17 protein-coding genes and 2 tRNA genes are annotated in these 16,097 nt (G+C 65.9%); 4 read left to right on the top strand and 15 right to left on the bottom strand.

Going from position 1 to position 16,097, the window contains the following annotated elements; genetic code table 11:
- Window positions 1-453: 453 nt before the first annotated feature.
- Both BMZ25_RS05155 and BMZ25_RS05150 read left to right on the top strand, forming a co-directional pair.
- The gene (locus BMZ25_RS05155; protein WP_092689417.1) at window positions 454-2,154 is read left to right on the top strand and encodes a hypothetical protein; all 1,701 of its coding nucleotides are present in this window, start codon (window positions 454-456) and stop codon (window positions 2,152-2,154) included.
- Between the two features lie 121 nt (window positions 2,155-2,275).
- On the top strand, window positions 2,276-2,932 hold the full coding sequence (locus BMZ25_RS05150; RefSeq protein WP_092689410.1) for a BRO-N domain-containing protein: 657 nt from the start codon (window positions 2,276-2,278) through the stop codon (window positions 2,930-2,932).
- Window positions 2,933-3,156: 224 nt separating this feature from the next.
- On the opposite strand, the gene BMZ25_RS05145 is transcribed toward BMZ25_RS05150, so the two are convergent.
- The 13 genes from BMZ25_RS05145 to BMZ25_RS20730 form a co-directional block, all read right to left on the bottom strand.
- The gene (locus tag BMZ25_RS05145) at window positions 3,157-4,332 is read right to left on the bottom strand and encodes a DUF6538 domain-containing protein (RefSeq protein ID WP_092689404.1); all 1,176 of its coding nucleotides are present in this window, start codon (window positions 4,330-4,332) and stop codon (window positions 3,157-3,159) included.
- Window positions 4,333-4,395: 63 nt separating this feature from the next.
- Window positions 4,396-4,470: transfer RNA gene (locus tag BMZ25_RS05140), tRNA-Phe, on the bottom strand.
- 85 nt (window positions 4,471-4,555) lie between these two features.
- A complete protein-coding gene (locus tag BMZ25_RS05135) occupies window positions 4,556-4,729 on the bottom strand; it encodes a DNA gyrase inhibitor YacG (protein WP_092689401.1) in 174 nt (57 codons plus the stop codon).
- A complete protein-coding gene (locus tag BMZ25_RS05130; protein ID WP_092689398.1) occupies window positions 4,726-5,763 on the bottom strand; it encodes a ribonuclease E/G in 1,038 nt (345 codons plus the stop codon). The genes BMZ25_RS05135 and BMZ25_RS05130 overlap by 4 nt, the downstream gene beginning before the upstream one ends.
- Window positions 5,760-6,338 (bottom strand): Maf family protein, encoded by a 579-nt coding sequence (locus BMZ25_RS05125; protein ID WP_092689395.1) that lies wholly within the window; start codon window positions 6,336-6,338, stop codon window positions 5,760-5,762. The genes BMZ25_RS05130 and BMZ25_RS05125 overlap by 4 nt, the downstream gene beginning before the upstream one ends.
- Before the next feature lie 7 nt (window positions 6,339-6,345).
- Complete coding sequence (gene infA / locus BMZ25_RS05120) at window positions 6,346-6,564, bottom strand: translation initiation factor IF-1 (RefSeq protein ID WP_007205486.1); 219 nt, start codon at window positions 6,562-6,564, stop codon at window positions 6,346-6,348.
- 102 nt (window positions 6,565-6,666) lie between these two features.
- The gene (locus tag BMZ25_RS05115; protein WP_092689392.1) at window positions 6,667-7,254 is read right to left on the bottom strand and encodes a GNAT family N-acetyltransferase; all 588 of its coding nucleotides are present in this window, start codon (window positions 7,252-7,254) and stop codon (window positions 6,667-6,669) included.
- The gene (locus tag BMZ25_RS05110; RefSeq protein WP_092689390.1) at window positions 7,251-7,733 is read right to left on the bottom strand and encodes an arsenate-mycothiol transferase ArsC; all 483 of its coding nucleotides are present in this window, start codon (window positions 7,731-7,733) and stop codon (window positions 7,251-7,253) included. The genes BMZ25_RS05115 and BMZ25_RS05110 overlap by 4 nt, the downstream gene beginning before the upstream one ends.
- Before the next feature lie 4 nt (window positions 7,734-7,737).
- The gene (locus BMZ25_RS05105; RefSeq protein ID WP_092689387.1) at window positions 7,738-8,217 is read right to left on the bottom strand and encodes a UPF0262 family protein; all 480 of its coding nucleotides are present in this window, start codon (window positions 8,215-8,217) and stop codon (window positions 7,738-7,740) included.
- Window positions 8,214-9,518 carry a histidinol dehydrogenase gene (hisD, locus tag BMZ25_RS05100; RefSeq protein ID WP_092689384.1) on the bottom strand — a complete coding sequence of 435 codons (1,305 nt, stop codon included), beginning with the start codon at window positions 9,516-9,518 and terminating at the stop codon, window positions 8,214-8,216. The genes BMZ25_RS05105 and hisD overlap by 4 nt, the downstream gene beginning before the upstream one ends.
- A 77-nt stretch (window positions 9,519-9,595) precedes the next feature.
- Entirely contained in the window at window positions 9,596-10,072 is a 477-nt protein-coding gene (locus BMZ25_RS05095; protein ID WP_092689381.1) for a DUF2948 family protein, read from the bottom strand.
- Entirely contained in the window at window positions 10,069-11,334 is a 1,266-nt protein-coding gene (gene murA / locus BMZ25_RS05090) for a UDP-N-acetylglucosamine 1-carboxyvinyltransferase (protein WP_092689379.1), read from the bottom strand. The genes BMZ25_RS05095 and murA overlap by 4 nt, the downstream gene beginning before the upstream one ends.
- 16 nt (window positions 11,335-11,350) lie before the next feature.
- A complete protein-coding gene (locus BMZ25_RS20730; protein WP_177190387.1) occupies window positions 11,351-11,503 on the bottom strand; it encodes a hypothetical protein in 153 nt (50 codons plus the stop codon).
- Between the two features lie 163 nt (window positions 11,504-11,666).
- On the opposite strand from BMZ25_RS20730, the gene BMZ25_RS05085 reads away from it, so the two are divergent.
- Window positions 11,667-11,741: transfer RNA gene (locus BMZ25_RS05085), tRNA-Thr, on the top strand.
- 216 nt (window positions 11,742-11,957) lie between these two features.
- A complete protein-coding gene (locus BMZ25_RS05080) occupies window positions 11,958-13,034 on the top strand; it encodes an acyltransferase family protein (RefSeq protein WP_092689376.1) in 1,077 nt (358 codons plus the stop codon).
- Between the two features lie 30 nt (window positions 13,035-13,064).
- Here the strand turns inward: BMZ25_RS05080 and BMZ25_RS05075 are convergent, their stop codons facing one another.
- Together BMZ25_RS05075 and BMZ25_RS05070 are read right to left on the bottom strand one after the other, a co-directional pair.
- Window positions 13,065-13,733 carry an HAD family hydrolase gene (locus BMZ25_RS05075; RefSeq protein WP_092689369.1) on the bottom strand — a complete coding sequence of 223 codons (669 nt, stop codon included), beginning with the start codon at window positions 13,731-13,733 and terminating at the stop codon, window positions 13,065-13,067.
- Window positions 13,730-16,090 carry an aldehyde dehydrogenase family protein gene (locus BMZ25_RS05070; RefSeq protein ID WP_092689362.1) on the bottom strand — a complete coding sequence of 787 codons (2,361 nt, stop codon included), beginning with the start codon at window positions 16,088-16,090 and terminating at the stop codon, window positions 13,730-13,732. Before BMZ25_RS05070 ends, BMZ25_RS05075 begins: the two co-directional genes overlap by 4 nt.
- Between the last annotated feature and the right edge of the window lie 7 nt (window positions 16,091-16,097).

The following is a 16,097-nucleotide window of genomic DNA, read 5'->3' as shown; positions in this document are numbered from 1 at the left end:
GCGAGGAGATCCGCGCCAGCCTGTTGGAGCTTCTTCTTGATAACGGCCAGCTGTGGGAGATGCTTCGGCGCAGCGGTGGGTCTGCCGGGGAAGATGTACGCACCGGCTGAGCGAACGCTCGAGAGGTTGGGTGCCACCATTGCACAACTCTGCGTCGCCCTTGGCGGAGTGGACCTCTTGCGTCCTGCTCTCGCGGTGGCGTCGAACCAGCAATGAGGACCCATCACCATGTATCACACCACAGCGTCGTTATTCGTGGGTCGTCCTGTCTCGTCGACCTCGTTGAGGGGGCAGTTTCCTGTAGAGACCCCTATAGGTTTTCACCCCCCGAACCATAACTGCCTTGCTACTGTGGCCATGCGATCACTTCAGCAGGAGTTGGAGGACCATGGTTGCCCCTCCTCCTCGACGACTTGGAGGGGACTACACGCTGTTGCGGAAGCACTCGAGCAGATGGCCGAGGGTGAGTCGCTGCCTCGGTTTCACCTCTCGAGCTTGGATCCAGGGACTGGCAAGACCCTCCTGGTCAAGCACTTCATCAAGACCCTGCTTAGTTCTTCCAATCATGAAGAGGTCGCCGTCCTAGTCTGTGTCTCTCGCCTGGAGGAGGTCGACAGGATGTGGGTTGCCCTCGAGGCGTGCCAGGACGAGGTCGCGATCTGGACTGGGGATGAGGAGGTCAACGCCAAGTCTAGCACTCCTGTCAGCGAAGCTCGGGTCTTGCTCACCACACAGCAGAAGTTGGAGGCGGTGTGCCAGGGCAACAGTTTCAAGGCGACCACTGCCTTCCACTACCTGGGACGACCACGCGAAGTTCGCATCTGGGATGAAAGCTTCCTGCCGGGCACTGAGGGCTTGCTTTCGTCAGATGATCTTGGGGGCCTGTTAGGATACTTCCGCCGCTCTGCGCCCGAGCTGTGTTCCGCGTTGGAGAACCTTCAGGACGAACTGAAGCTTGCAGCCCATGGGGACATTCTCGACGTGCCCAGCCTTGAGGAGATGGGCGGTCAGGTCGGGATCGCGGAAGTCCAGAGGGTCGGTAACGCCGAGACCACGTCCCTGGTCGACAAGAAACGGCTTGAGCGTCTTTGTCATGCTGTTGGCGACAGCCTTCCCGTCCACCGGAACAACCTCGGTGAGATCAAGCTGCTCGACTACCGAGACACGCTGCCCGACGACCTCGCCCCTATGATGATCCTCGACGCGTCGGGGCGCTGTCGGGAGACCTATGCCCTGATGGAAAGTGAGCGCCAAAGCCTAGTGCGGCTGCCGTCAGCCGTGAAGGACTACAGCAACCTCAAGATCAGCCTATGGGCCAAGGGAAGCAGCAAGGCATCGCATTGGCGGGACAAGGAGGAGGTCCTCATCCAAGGGATCGCCGAAGCGGTCATGACCCGACCTGACGAGGAGTGGCTGATCTTCCATCACAAGGAGCTGACGTACCTCAGGGATCGGCTCGAGGCATATCTTCCAGATGGCCTCTCCGACCAACTCAACTTCCTCACCTGGGGCCACCACCATGGGACGAACGCCTTCGCACATGTTCCGAACGTGATCCTCGCGAGCCTGCTGTTCCTGCCGCCTGAGGTCTACGAGACCCGTGCCCGGCTCTGCGCAGGAACATCCACCACCGAAACGGTCTGCGAGAAGACCTGCTTGTCTATGGAGAGCGGGGAGCTGCAGAACGACGTCTTGCAGGCCCTGTGCCGTGCTTCTGTGCGCGGAATGCAGGCAGAGGGGACATGCCCACCTTGTCGAGCCTGGATCATCGCAGCCAAAGCAACAGGCCTCGAGGATCGCCTCCCTGAGTTGTTCCCTGGGTGCCGGGTCGAGCCGTGGCGCCCTACAAAGGCGACCAAACTGTCGGGGTCCATCCGCAAGGCTTTGGACGTGATCGACCGGTGGACTCACGAGGGGGGCGGTGACGAGATCGTCTTCGCGGAGGTAGCAGAGGCGATCGGGATGTCTCTGAAGGACTTCAACAAACGCGTCGCCAAGGACCCACGTTTCAAGCGGGAGTTGGCCAAACGCGACTTCGACGAGGTCATGGTCTCCAGGCAAACCATCAAGGGGCGCCGCCAGGCCAAGGGCATCACCCAGGCATCACCGGCTTCCCCCTTCATCCCTGACCCCGAGGCGACGTTCATCGTCTGAGACCCTCTGGAGGTTTTGGGGGTCACATGTCCGAGCGCCTTTTCAATAGTGCGTCCGCTCGACTTCCCCCCATCGCTTTGACGGCCCCACCCCATGCGAAGGCATTAGGGGACACCATTGCATGAGCCAGCAGACCGCCACTGCGGCACAATCCGACAACTGGAAAGAAACCATCATGACCGCCAACGTCACACTGAACATCAACACCTTCTGCCCGCTGCCCATCTGGATCCCGACCGTCAAGGATGATCGCGATGGGGCTTGGTTCATACTCACCGATCAGCTTCGAAAGCTATTGGAGTTGCCGAAGGACTTTGATCACGAGGAGATGCTCGACCTCGATGAATGGTCCCGGCGCCCACTCGAACTTGGGCAGGGCGAGAACCGGGAGTTCCAGCTCATCTCAGAGAGCGGCCTCTACAAGCTCATTCTCTTGAGCGATGCGCGGCCTGTCCAGGCCTTCAAGTCCTGGGTCTTGCACACTGTCGCACCGAGCCTTGCTGAGGACGGCCTGTTCAAGATGGGCGAGGAGGCCTTCTTCCATGCACCCGAAGGCTATGACCTCACCCAGGATGACATCTGGGACGAGTTCGCCTCTGATAGCGGCAGCGCAAGTGACCTAGCCAGGCGCTACCTGCCCGAGCTGCGCAAATGGGGAACTGCCGAAGAAGGCATGGTCTGTTTGCTGGACCGGCAACCTACGCTACTGGAGCAAAACGTTGCCGACGCCTTCGCGCGGAAAGCCGAAAGGCAGCGCGTGCCAAGAGAGGCGGCCTGAACCGGCGACCGTAGACCAAACCGTAGACCATCCGGTGCCTGTTGACGCCGGGTGGTCGATCCTCTTAACCCTTGTCTTGCTGAAAGAAACACCCGAGAGGGTGCCTGTAACGGGAATAGAACCGGGGACAACAACAGCCCCCGGGCACCAGTTCTCTCAGGTAACCCTTTGTTTTTCTTCAGCTTCAACACGAGCTGAGCAAAGGCGTAGACCATGCTCGCTCGTTATGTTGCCGCTTCCAGCCATTTCGCCAGAACTTGGAGCGGATATCCGTTGCCGTAACCGTGGCCCACGCCTTCAGTCTGCCAGCCGCCGATCTGGTCGACGATGTCAGAGGGGCACTCGACCGCTCGCAACCGATCCCGCATGGAGTGGCGAAAACTGTGCATGGTGCAACCGTTCGGCACGTCTCCTTTTACCCATTTGTTGAGTGCGGCACTGGCTGAGTTTGCGTTGGTTGTCTCGCCCCTATTGTATCGAGGGAAAGCGAACCGGTCACTACGGCTCTCCTCGACGATCCTCTGTGCGGCCCAGAGCGAACTGCCTACGAGCGGGACCAGACGACGGCTGCCATCAGTCTTGAGCCGGCGCCACGGGTGCTGCTCAAGGACGACATGAGGAATGGTGGCATCGAGCTTGATATCGTCGATCAACAGGCCGGCCGCTTCTGCCAGACGCATCCCGGTATCCGACACCAAGGCGATGAGCCAGCGAGCCTCATCATCACGCGAGCGGCACTTGGTCTGCAGGGTGCGAATGACATCGAGAGGGAGCGGTTGCCGGTCGGCGACACCCGCCCTCCTGTCGTAGTAGACCCCGGAGAATGGGTTCTGAAGGGATATCCCGATCTCAGAAGCGGCAAAGTTCATAACTGAGCGTACCGTCCCGATGACCCGCGTGATGCTGCTCCCGGCTAAACCTCTGGCGACCAGCGCGTCGCGAAGGGCGTTTGCGTCAGCCCTTTTATAGGCTGTGATATCCTTGTTGCCACAAGCGTCGATAACATAGCCACAGGATCGCTCAGCGGCGCGGTGAAAGGTGTCAGGTCGGTTCTTGCCTTTGAGACGCAAGTAGATCGAAACTGCTTCGCTTAGTGTCACGGCGTCTTCAGCGTGTTGTACACTCTCAGCGGCGGACGCGGCACCTTGGCCGAACGTCGAGCGCAGCAGGTGCCTACCCGGCAGATCAACCTCTTGGATGCGCAGGTGATACCAATGCTCATCGAGCTTTTGCGCAGCACGTGTCGCCCTGGATGCCGCGACAGCAACGGACTTGGTGCGCAACGAGAACATGACCCGCGATGTCGTGTAGTGGTGTCTCAGATCGTTCGGAACGCGTCGTGAGAAGTAATAGATGCCCTGCTTTACAAATGTGAAAGCGGCAGTCTTGGTCTCCAGCATGGTCTACGCCTTTGCTCAGCTCGTGTTGAAGCTGAAGAAAAACAAAGGGTTACCTGAGAGAACTGGTGCCCGGGGGCGGAATCGAACCACCGACACGAGGATTTTCAATCCACTGCTCTACCCCTGAGCTACCCGGGCACGGGTGACGTGGGCTGGCGCCCCGTCGGGTTGCGACCTTCTAAGACCCAAGGGATTGGGTGTCCAGAGCCGCGGGGGCAAAAATTCAGTGCGGTTTGCCTTCGGGCGGCACGCTATCCTCGTTCCACTCCTCGTCTTCGCCCGCCGGAACGGAATAGGCGCCCGAGAGCCATTTCCCGAGGTCGATGTCCGCGCAGCGGCGGGAGCAGAAGGGGCGGTATTTCGGATCGGCGTCCTTGGCACAGATCGGGCAGGTCATCGGGGCTCCGTCAGGGTCTCGGACAGCGGGAGTCGCTCGCGCTTGCGCTGAAGTTCGAAATGGCCGAGCGGAGTCCAGCCAAGCGGGACCGTCTCGACAGGGCAGGCGCGGAACGCCGCCCGCAGCGCGTTCTCGAGGTTGCGCCGCTCTTTCTTGGGCATCGGCGCCAGGTCGAGCACGATCTGCCCGCCAAGCCCGCGGCAGCGCAGTTGCGCCGGCAGGGCGCGGACGAGGGCAAGGTTGGCCTTCATCCCCGCCGACTGGCTGGTGTCGCCGCCGGTATTCACGTCCACCGCCACGAGCGCCCGCGTCGGCTCGATGAAGGCGCTCGCGCCGCCGGAGAGGCGCACCTCGGGCGAGGTCAGACGATCGATCCACTCGGCGACACCGGTCCGCTCGAACGCGCCCGGCTCGGCCAAGACACTGTCGGCATCCCAGTCCCGCCAGGAGATGGCATGGGGATCGGGCCCGTCCAGCAGCAGCTCGGCCCCGTCGTCGGGCGAGCCCATGACCTTGGCCGCGATGTCCTGCATGGCGGCGATATCGTCGGCGATCTCGTCGTCGTCGGCCGTCTCGGCGGCCGAGCGCAGGATCAGTCCGGCGCCCTCGGGCAGATCGGCGACATCCGTGGCCAGCGAGCGCAGTTCGACGCGGCGCTCCTCGTCGTGGATCGAGCGCGAAACGTTGATGCCGGGCGCGCCGGGGGTGACGATGGCGTAGCGGCTCTTGAAGAGGATCTTGGGCGTCACGGGCACGGCCTTTCCGGCCTCGGCGTGTCCGGTGACCTGCACCAGGAACCGCTCGCCCGGCGCGATGCCCTTGATCTGCCGCAGGAAACCGGTGGCATGGCCGAGATCGACCGTCAGGCCGCCCTGCCCCTTCATCGGACGCTGCGCCACGGCGCGGTAGATCGCACCCGGCACGGGCCGGTCGTCGGAGGGGGCGATCAGGAGATCGTCGAGTACGCCGTCCACCAGCAGCGCCGCCGCGGGTCGGCCGTCGATCTCGTCCAGAACGATCTGCCGTCCCTTCACGCCGCCGCCCCCGTCACGTCATAGCCGGCGGCGCCGAGAAGCTGGGACGTTTCGGCCAGCGGCAGCCCGACGATCGCGGAATGAGAGCCCGAGATCCACGGCACGAACGCAGCCGCAGGGCCCTGGATTCCATAGCCGCCCGCCTTGCCCTGCCAGTCGCCGCTGGCGAGATAGCCGTTCACCTCGGCATCGGAGAGCTGCTTCATCCTGACGGCGCTGACGACGTCGCGCTGCCAGACCTGGCCGCCGGCGCGCACCGCCACGGCGGTGACGACGCTATGGCGCCGCCCGGACAGCTTGTAGAGGAAGGCTGCGGCCTCGCCCGCGTCGGCGGGCTTGCCCAGGATGCGGCGCCCCAGTGCCACGGTCGTGTCCGCGCACAGCACGACCTCGTCCGCGGCCGCGGGGACCGCGTCCAGCTTTTCGCGCGCCATGCGGATGCAGTAGCGGCGCGGCAGCTCACCCTTGGAGGGGGATTCGTCGATATCGGGGGCGCGGACGTCGTCCGGGGTCAGGCCGAGCTGCGCCAGAAGCTCAAGCCGTCGGGGCGAGCCCGAGCCGAGAATCAGGCGCATGATGGCCTTACTTGAAGCGATAGTTGATGCGTCCCTTGGTCAGGTCGTAGGGGGTCATCTCGACCTGCACCTTGTCGCCAGCCAGAACGCGGATGCGGTTCTTGCGCATCTTTCCTGCCGTGTGCGCGATAATCTCATGGCCGTTCTCCAGCTCGACCCGGAATGTCGCGTTCGGCAGGAGTTCCTTCACGACGCCGGGAAATTCGAGCAGTTCTTCCTTGGCCATGGTCACTCCGTGCAAATGGGGCCCGCCTAGTTCAGGCGGGCGTCCCGTTAGATGCGCCCAAAAGGCGCGTTTTTCAAGCCTTTTAAGCAAGCGAATTGGCAGTCAGAGGCGCTTCAACCAAACTTGAAGCGGTTTGTCGGTTTCCTGCGCGTCGCCGACGTCCCGCCACGCGAAGGTGGCGACCGCTCCATCGACCGGGGCATAGCCGCGCCGCCGCCAGAAATCGTCGAGGGGCACGTAGTCGGTGGGGCGCTGCGGATGATTCTCGGGGCGAATCACCGCGCAGAACATAGAATGAGTCCGTCCCAGCGCGCGGGCGTGCTCCTCGCGTGCCTCGAAGAAGGCGCGACCGGCGCCCTGCCCCCGGTAGGCGGGCAGCAGGACGCTTTCAGCGCAGTAGAACACCGACCCGACGTCCAGCCCGGTCACCTCAAGCGGCTTCGCGAAGTCGTCCGCGTGATCCTCCATCGGCGTGCCCGTGGCTGCGCCGACCAACCGGTCGCCATCGAAGGCGCCCACGAGGATCGCGTCGCGCGCGTTCTGGTAGGTCGCCATGTACTCCCGCTCATAGCCGAGATCCCCGTCATAGAGGTACGGCCAGTCGCGGAACACGTCGATCCGCAACCGCGCGAGGTCGTCCAACGCCCGCTCGACCTCCGCGCCGGTCAGCGTCTCGAATCTCAGGCTCATCGCTCGTCCCCTCCGGTCTCGTTCGGATTGGCATGCGGCGGGCCGAACCGCGCGATCAGGCGGTCGCGGATCTGATCCCGCGCGATACGGTAGCGTTGCAGGATCGCCTCGCGCCCATCGTCCAGCCCTACCGGATCGAGGACGGGCCAGTAGACGACCTCGGGGTCCCGCGTGCGCGTCAGCTCGAGCGCCCGCCGCTGCGATGCGGGCGACAACGCCACGACCAGCCCGAACCCGGCCAGGTCGTCGCCCCATTCCTCCATCTCGTCGAAGCTGCGGGTGCGGTGGCGCTCCAACTCGATCCCGATTTCGCGGCAGACGGCGATGGCGAAGCCGTCGATCTCGCGGTCGCTGCGCACGCCGGCCGACTGGACGTAGGCGGCATGGCCGTACATCCGCTTCATCAGGCCCTCGGCCATCGGCGACCGGACCGAATTGTGGTCGCAGCAGAACAGCACCGAGTCCGGGAAAGGGTCCATCGCGCTACCCGTCGGCAGAGAGAACGCAGATCAGGGTGAACAGCCGCCGGGCCGTGTCGAGATCGACCTCGGCCTTGCCGTCCAGACGCTCCTGGACGATCCGCCCACCCTCGGTATGGATGCCGCGCCGGGCCATATCGATCGTCTCGATCTGGGCCGGGGGCAGCGTCTTGACCGCGTCGAAGTAGCTTTCGCAGATCTGGAAGTAGTCCTTGGTCGCCTGGCGGAACGGGCCGAGCGACAACTGGAACTCGCGCACACGCGTCCCTGCCGCGTCGGCCACGTCGAACACCAGCCGCTTGTCCCGGATCGCGAGCGTCAGGCGGAACGGACCGGGGGGCGCGGCGGCGCCGTCGAGCGGCGGCAGCTCGAAGCTGTTCTCTTCCAGCAGGTCGAAGAGCGCGACGCGCCGCTCCTGCTCGATCTCCGGCGCCGGCGGCGGCAAGCCGCCATCCTCGATGTCGATATGGACGATCCGGCTCATTGCTCGTTCAGCCGATCCAGGCGCGCCCGGACGCTCAGCCCGTGCGCCTCGAGGCTCTCGGACCGCGCCAGCCGCTCGGCCGAGGGGCCGATCGCCTTGAGCGCGCCGGGCGTCATGGTGGCGATCGTGGTGCGCTTGAGGAAATCCATGACGCTCAGCCCGGACGAGAAGCGCGCCGAGCGGGCCGTGGGCAGGACGTGGTTCGGGCCACCGACATAGTCGCCGATCGCCTCCGGAGTCCACTTCCCGAGGAACATCGCGCCCGCGTGGCTGATGTTGTCGGCCAGCGCCTCCGGCGTGGCGACGCATAGTTCCAAGTGCTCGGGCGCGATCATGTCGGCCAGCTCGGCCGCCTCGCCCAGGTTGTTGACGGTGACGATCGCACCGAAATCGCGCCAGCTCGCCCCGGCGATCTCGCGCCGCTCCAGCGTCTTCAGCCGGGCCTCGACCGCCCGCGCCACGTCGTTCGCGAGGCCGTCGTCGGTGGTGATGAGGATCGCCTGGGCGCTCTCGTCGTGCTCGGCTTGGCTGAGAAGATCCAGCGCGATCCAGTCGGGATCGTTGTCACCGTCCGCGATCACCAGGATCTCGGACGGCCCCGCGATCATGTCGATACCGACGCGCCCGAACACGCGGCGCTTTGCCGCCGCGACATAGGCATTTCCCGGACCTGTGATCTTGTCGACCGCCGGGATCGTCGCGGTGCCATAGGCGAGCGCGGCAATCGCCTGCGCCCCGCCGACGCGAAAGACAGTCTCGACGCCGGACAGGCGCGCGGCCAGCAGGACGAGAGGGTTCGCCTTACCGTCGGGCGTGGGCGCCGTCACCACCAGCCGCTCGACTCCCGCCACCTGGGCCGGAATCGCGTTCATCAGCAGCGACGAGGGATACGACGCCAGCCCGCCGGGAACGTAGAGCCCCGCCGCCCGCACGGGCGTCCACCGCCAGCCCAGCGTGGCGCCCTCGGGGTCGACCCATTCGGCGTCCTCTGGCATCTGGCGCGCGTGATAGGCCCGGATCCGTTCGGCGGCGCGTTCCAGCGCAGCGCGGTCGGCGTCCGGGACCCTGGCGATCTCTTCGTCGATCTCGTCCTCGGTAAAGGCCAGCGTGTCCGGCGTCAGCGTCAGCCGGTCGAACCGCCGGGTCAGGTCGATGACGGCGTCGTCGCCCCGGGTGCGGACATCGGCGATGATGCGGCCGACCGCCTCGTCCACGTCGGGGCTGTCTTCGCGCTTCATCGCCAGGAGCCGCGCGAAGCCCTCGTCGAAATCTGCGTCCTGAGTCGAAAGGAAATGGGGCATCGTCGTCTCCTGCGTCCGTCAAACGACATAGCCGCGGTGCAGCGCTGCCTCAAGCATCCGCGACGGAGCTTGCCGGGTCAGTCGTCGTGGCGGGGCGCCTGGCCCGAGGGCGCGCGGTAGGGCCGGGTCACGTCGCGCAGCATCAGTTCGGCGGCTTCCACATCGACCGCGATGGCGCCATCACCTGCCAACGTCAGCAGGACGCGGCCCGACGGGGAGTCGCCATCGATCCAAGAGATCGACAGAAGCGACATCACCTGGTCCCGATCCTGCTGGTCGATGCCGTCGGATTGCACGTTTCGGACATTCTCGATGGTCAGAACAGATTGCACCCGCTCGAAGTCCCGGCCACGGCTCTCGGCGGCGCCGGCATCCTCCCAGCGGAATCGGTTCAGCAGGATCGCGAAGCGCCGGTCGGTCTTCTGCCAGGCGACTTCGGTGATCGGGAAAACCGCGTCCTGCACCAGCGCCGAGATGACGGCGATATCCTCGTCATCGAACGCCGCCAGCCGCAGCGGGGCCTCTCCGCCATCTTCGAAACGTGCATCGCTCATGCGTGGATCCGTTCGATATCCGCACCGCAGGCCCGCAGCTTTTCTTCGACGCGCTCGTAACCGCGGTCAAGGTGGTAGACGCGGTTCACCGTCGTCTCGCCCTCGGCCGCGAGACCGGCGAGGATCAGCGAGATGCTCGCCCGCAGGTCGGTCGCCATGACCGGCGCGCCCTTCAGCTTCTCGACACCATGCACGGTGGCGGTGCCGCCGGAAACATCGATTCGCGCGCCCATCCGAATGAGTTCGGGGGCGTGCATGAAACGGTTCTCGAAGATACGTTCTTCCAGCACGCTTGTCCCCTCGGCCGTGCACATCAACGCCATCATCTGCGCCTGAAGGTCGGTGGGGAAGCCAGGATAGGGCTCTGTCTCGACATCGACGGCCCGGATCCGGCCGTTCTTGCGCGACACGCGGACGCCGCGATCGGTCTCTTCGACCGAGACGCCGGCAGCTTCGAGCCGTTCACAGAAGGCCCCCACCAGATCTATCCGGCCGCCCAGACATTCGACCGTGCCGCCGCAGATCGCGGGCGCCAGCATGTAGGTGCCCAGTTCGATCCGGTCGGGCACGACCGGATGCGTGGCCCCGGACAGCGTGTCGACGCCCTGCACGGTGATCTCGGATGTGCCCTCGCCCTCGATCTGCGCACCCATCCGGCGCAGGCACTGGGCGAGATCGACGATCTCGGGCTCGCGCGCGGCGTTCTTCAGAACGGTCGTCCCCTTGGCCAGCGTCGCGGCCATCAGCACGTTCTCGGTCGCGCCGACTGAGACCAGCGGAAACTCGACGAAACCGCCGCTCAGCCCGCCCGGAGCCTTGGCGTGGACGTAACCGTCGCGCAGGTCCATCTCGGCGCCCATCGCCTCGAGGCCGCGCAGGTGCAGGTCCACTGGACGGGCCCCGATCGCGCACCCGCCGGGAAGCGAGACCTTCGCCTCGCCGAACCGCGCGAGAAGCGGCCCGAGCACGAGGATGGAGGCGCGCATCTTGCGGACGATGTCGTACTCGGCCGTCAGCTTGTTCAGGTCGTGCGAACTGAGCGCCAGCACCCGCCCGCCCTGAAGCGCCGAGACCTCGGCCCCGAACGAGCGCAGAAGCTCGGTCATCGTGGCGATGTCCGACAGGCGCGGCGCGTTCGTCAGCGTGAGGGGCTCGTCGCTGAGCAGGGTCGCCGGCATCAGCGTGAGGCAGGCATTCTTGGCGCCCGCGATGGGAATCTCTCCGTTGAGCTCGCCATTGCCGCGAACGATTATCGAATCCATGGGTGTGCCTGCCTTCTCAGTCCTGCTCGTCCTGCCGCCCCTTGCGCGCGCGGGCCTGCGCCTTTCGGCGGGCAAGGTTCGCCCGCAGCGCTTTCTTCAGCCGCGCATCGCGCTCGTTCTCGCGCTCTTTTGGCGTCTTTCGCGTGGGATCGGAAGGCTTCTCTGCCATACCGATCCTGTACCCTACGGCGCGCAACGCGTCCAGAACGCCGGCACGCCCCGGCAACGGGTCCATGCGCGGCCACCTGCACACCGAAAATCGCGGCGCGGAAGACACGGATTCCCGCTTGCACCCCATGTTTCATCCGTCTATTCACCCGCCACGCAAACGGGCTGCCGTAGCTCAGGGGTAGAGCACTCCCTTGGTAAGGGAGAGGTCGAGAGTTCAAATCTCTCCGGCAGCACCATTTCTCCAGACATACCAATCTCCGGATGAACGCTTGGCCCGTGCCGTGATCGTCCTGCGCCTCGTGCGTTATGCTGCTGCTGCAATCACCGTCTAGCGACAGGCGCGGACGGTCGCGCGCATCCCCCTTGCATGTCTTTGCCGAGACACCGCTAGCCGCTTTACGCGATCATGGGTTGGATCTAACAACCTATAGTTGCACAACGGGACGGAGCGGATGTTCGGAACCTTTCGCACTCTTCTCGCCTTCGCGGTCGTCTTTCACCACGTCCGCGTTCTCGTGCCCTTCGGCAACCACGCGGTCGGCGGGTTCTTCATCCTGTCAGGCTTCCTGATGACGCTCGTGATGCAGAAGAGCTACGGCTACTCTGCCGGCGGGATGCGAAACTTCGCGATGAACCGGGCGCTTCGCCTTCTGCCTTCCTACTGGGGGGCGCTGGCGCTAACCCTTCTCTGCATCGCCTGGATCGGCCCCGACGCGGTAAGGGCCTACAATCCGCACATGGGGATACCGGACGAGGTCGGGACCTTTCTCCAGAACCTGTTACTGTTCTATCTCAGCCCCTTCCCGCAGGACATCGCCCCACGCATCTCGCCTGCCACCTGGGCCATCTCGGTCGAGGTCTTCTATTATGCGCTGATCGCGTTCGGCCTGTCGCGGAGCCGCCGGATCACCTGGTTGTGGTTCGTCCTCGCGCTGGCGTGGCACGTGGGCGTGGTAATGCTCGGGCTCGACAAGCAGTACTGGTACTTCAACGTCTTCGCGGGGGCGCTGCCCTTTTCGATCGGGGCGCTGATCTTTCACCATCGCGAACGATTGTCCCGGCCCCTGGACGACGCGGCGCTGCCGCTCGCGGTCGGGTTGTTCGCCGGGTTCGTGGGCCTGGCCTATGGCATCCGGGTCGCGCGCTGGCACGTGAACTTCGACGTCGCCCTGCTGGGGTATTACCTGAACTTCGCCCTATGCGCCGCGCTGGTCCTGTGCCTGTCCAACATCAGGCGTCCGGCGATGAAGGCCGCCGACAAGTGGATCGGCGACTTCAGCTACCACACCTACGTGCTGCACTGGATCGTGGCGACGGTCTGGGCGACGCAGGTCTTCGGCGTCACCGCGCCGAACCGGAGCGAGACCAGTTTCTGGATCGCGATGCTGACCGTCATCACCTGCTGCGGGCTGAGCCTGCTGTTGACCCGCTTCATCGACGAACCGGTGGAGCGGCACCGCAAGCGACTGCGCGAGCGCGCCATGCCGGCGGGAGAAACGGCGGCCGCGCGTAAGATGCAGGCGCCCTAGCGGAAGACAGGCCCGATCCAGCAGCCCGCCCTACACCCGCGCGATCCCGGCGTGCAACCTCTCGGCGGTCGCAGGCAGGTCGCGCATGCTCGTCACGACCGCCACCGCGCCCGCGGCCCGCAGACCTTCTGCATGGCCGGGAAAGCTGTGACGACCACCGGTAAAGCCGATCGCGGTCATTCCTGCGGCGCGAGCAGCGGTCACCCCGGCGACGCTGTCCTCGATCACCAGGCAGGACCGGGCGTCAGCCGCGGCACGGGTGGCCGCGAAGAGAAAGACGTCGGGCGCGGGCTTGCCGCGGGCCACCTGCTCGGCCGAATAGACGTGGGGCGAGAAGTGCCCGAGCAGCCCACACTGGCGCAGCGACTGGTGCAGCTTGTCGAGCCGCGAGGACGAGGCGACCGCCCTTGGCACATCGAGCGCCTCCAGCGCCGCGTGAACCCCCTCCACCGGGGCGAGGTCGGTGGCGATCCTCTCGGAGAGCATCGCCTCCGCACGCTCGATCAGGCCATCGGGCCAGGACACGCCGCGCTCTTCGGCGATCGCGGCCCAGATCTCGCGCTTGGGCCGGCCGATGTAGCCGGCGATCAGCTCTTCCGTGGTGATCGGATGGCCGGCCTCCCGCATGAGGCCCGCGTCGATCCCGCACGAGAGGATCTCGCTGTCGACCAGGACACCGTCGCAGTCGAAGATGATCATTCGCCGTAGGGCACCCAGATGTTTTTGACCTGCGTCGCCCGGTGCAGGAACCCGCGCCCCTGCCCGGCGCCGCCGCTCCAATCGCGGGCGGCCTCGTCCTCGACCCAGGTCTGCTTGAGGTTCCCGGCGCTGTCGGCCTCAACCGTCGCGCATCCGTCCGCGGTGCCGAAGTACCACATCGCCGCGACCTCGTCATGCTGGGCCAGGGTTCGGGCCAGGCTGTCCCGCGGACCGGTGACGATGTTCACGACGCCGCCGGGAATGTCGGACGTGTCGAGCACCTGGTAGAGATCGGTCGCCGCCAGCGGATGCGTCTGCGAGGGGACCAGCACGACGCTGTTGCCCATCGCGATCGCCGGTAGCACGGTCGACAGCGCGCCCAGCAGCGGATGCGCGGTGGGCGCGACGATGCCCACGACGCCCAAGGGCTCGTGCATCGCCAGGGTGACGTGCGCCGGCTTGGTCTGGTGCACGGCCCCGTCGAACTTGTCGGCCTGCGCGGCGTACCAGAAACAGCGCCGCACGCTGGCCTCGACCTCGGCGCGGGCGGCCTTCTCGGTCGCGCCGAAGCTGCGCAGGCGCTGCTCGAATTCGGCCGACCGCGCGGCGAGGTTCTCGCCAACGTAATACAGGACCTGCGCCCGGTTGTGGCCGGTCGCCTTGCCCCATCCTCCGGCCTTCGCGGCCGCCTCGACGGCGTTGCGGATGTCCTTGCGGTTGCCCAGCCCGGCCCGGCCGACGGGCCCCTTCGGCCCCTCGACGGCGTAGACATAGCCCGAGTCGGGGCGCGCCTGCTTGCCGCCGACATAGAGCTTGGCGGTGCGGTCGATCCCGCTTTCCGCCCCTGCGGCGTGGGGTGCGGCGTCGGGCGCGGGCAGCTCCTTCGCGCCGCTCTTCGCCCTGGGTTTGGGATGCGCGAGATAGGCCATCATGCCCTCGCGCCCGCCTTCGCGCCCGAACCCGCTTTCGCGGTAGCCGCCGAAGCCCGCGCCCGCGTCCAGCACGTTGGTGCAGTTGATCCAGACCACGCCGGCCTTCACCTTGGCCGCCACATCGAGGCAGAGATTGACGTTCTCGGACCAGATCGACGCGGCAAGGCCGTAGCGCGTGTTGTTCGCCAGCGCGACCGCGTCCTCGGGGGTGCGGAAGGTGGTCAGCGTCGCGACGGGGCCGAAGATCTCTTCGGTCGCCAGGACGGACGCAGGCTCGACCTCGGTCGCCAGCGTGGGCGGATAGAAACAGCCCTGCGGCGCCGCGACCTGGTGCAGCTTGGCGCCTTCGGCGACGCCCCGCTCCATCAGGGTCTTGATGCGATCCAGTTGCACGGGATGCACGATCGCCCCCACATCGGTGCACTTGTCCAGCGGGTCGCCGGTGCGCAGGGTCTCCATCCGGGCGCGGAGCAGCCCGGCAAAACGGTCGGCCACGGCCTCGGCCACGAGAATCCGTGCGCCGGCACAGCAGACCTGTCCCTGGTTGAACCAGATCGCATCGACCACGCCCTCGACAGCGGCGTCGAGATCGGCATCCGCAAAGACGACGAAGGGCGACTTGCCGCCAAGCTCCAGCGTCAACGCCTTGCCGGAGCCGGCGGTCTGCCGGCGGATCAGCTTGCCCACCTCGGTCGAGCCCGTGAACGCCACCTTGTCGATGTCCTTGTGCCCGGCGATCGCCCCGCCGGTGTCGCCATCGCCGGTGACGATGTTGACGACGCCTTTCGGAAGGCCGCATTCCTCGACGATCCCGGCGAAGGCCAGCGCGGTCAGCGGCGTGTACTCGGCCGGCTTCAGGACCACCGTGTTGCCCGCGGCCAGCGCCGGAGCGACCTTCCAGGCCAGCATCAGAAGCGGGAAGTTCCAGGGGATGACCTGCCCGCAGACGCCGTGCGGCGCGGTGCCGGGAAATTCGTCCTTGGCGATCTCGGCCCAGCCGGCATGGTGGTAGAGATGCCGCGCCACGAGGGGGATGTCGATGTCGCGGCTCTCGCGGATCGGCTTGCCGTTGTCGAGGCTCTCGAGCACCGCGAGGAACCGGGCATGCTGCTGGACATGCCGCGCCAGCGCGTAGAGATGGCGCGCCCGCTCGTGCCCCGACAGCGCCGCCCATTTCGGTTGCGCCTTGCGTGCGGCGGCCACCGCGGCATCGACGTCCTCGGTCGTGCCCTGCGACGCCCGCGCGATGACGTCGCCCGTGGCAGGGTTCATCACCTCGAAGGTCTCGCCTGGCCGGGTGAAGCTGCCGTCGATGAAATGGCCGAAGCCGTCGGCATGGCGGGCGAGCCAGTCGGTCACGATCGAGGCGTCCTCCGGGGCGGGTCCGTATTCCATGGTGTCGAGAATGTTGGCAATTGTGGTCATGGACTTC

The organism is Tranquillimonas rosea, from assembly GCF_900111315.1.
Taxonomy (GTDB): domain Bacteria; phylum Pseudomonadota; class Alphaproteobacteria; order Rhodobacterales; family Rhodobacteraceae; genus Tranquillimonas; species Tranquillimonas rosea.
This window is presented reverse-complemented; position numbering and strand designations above follow the sequence as displayed.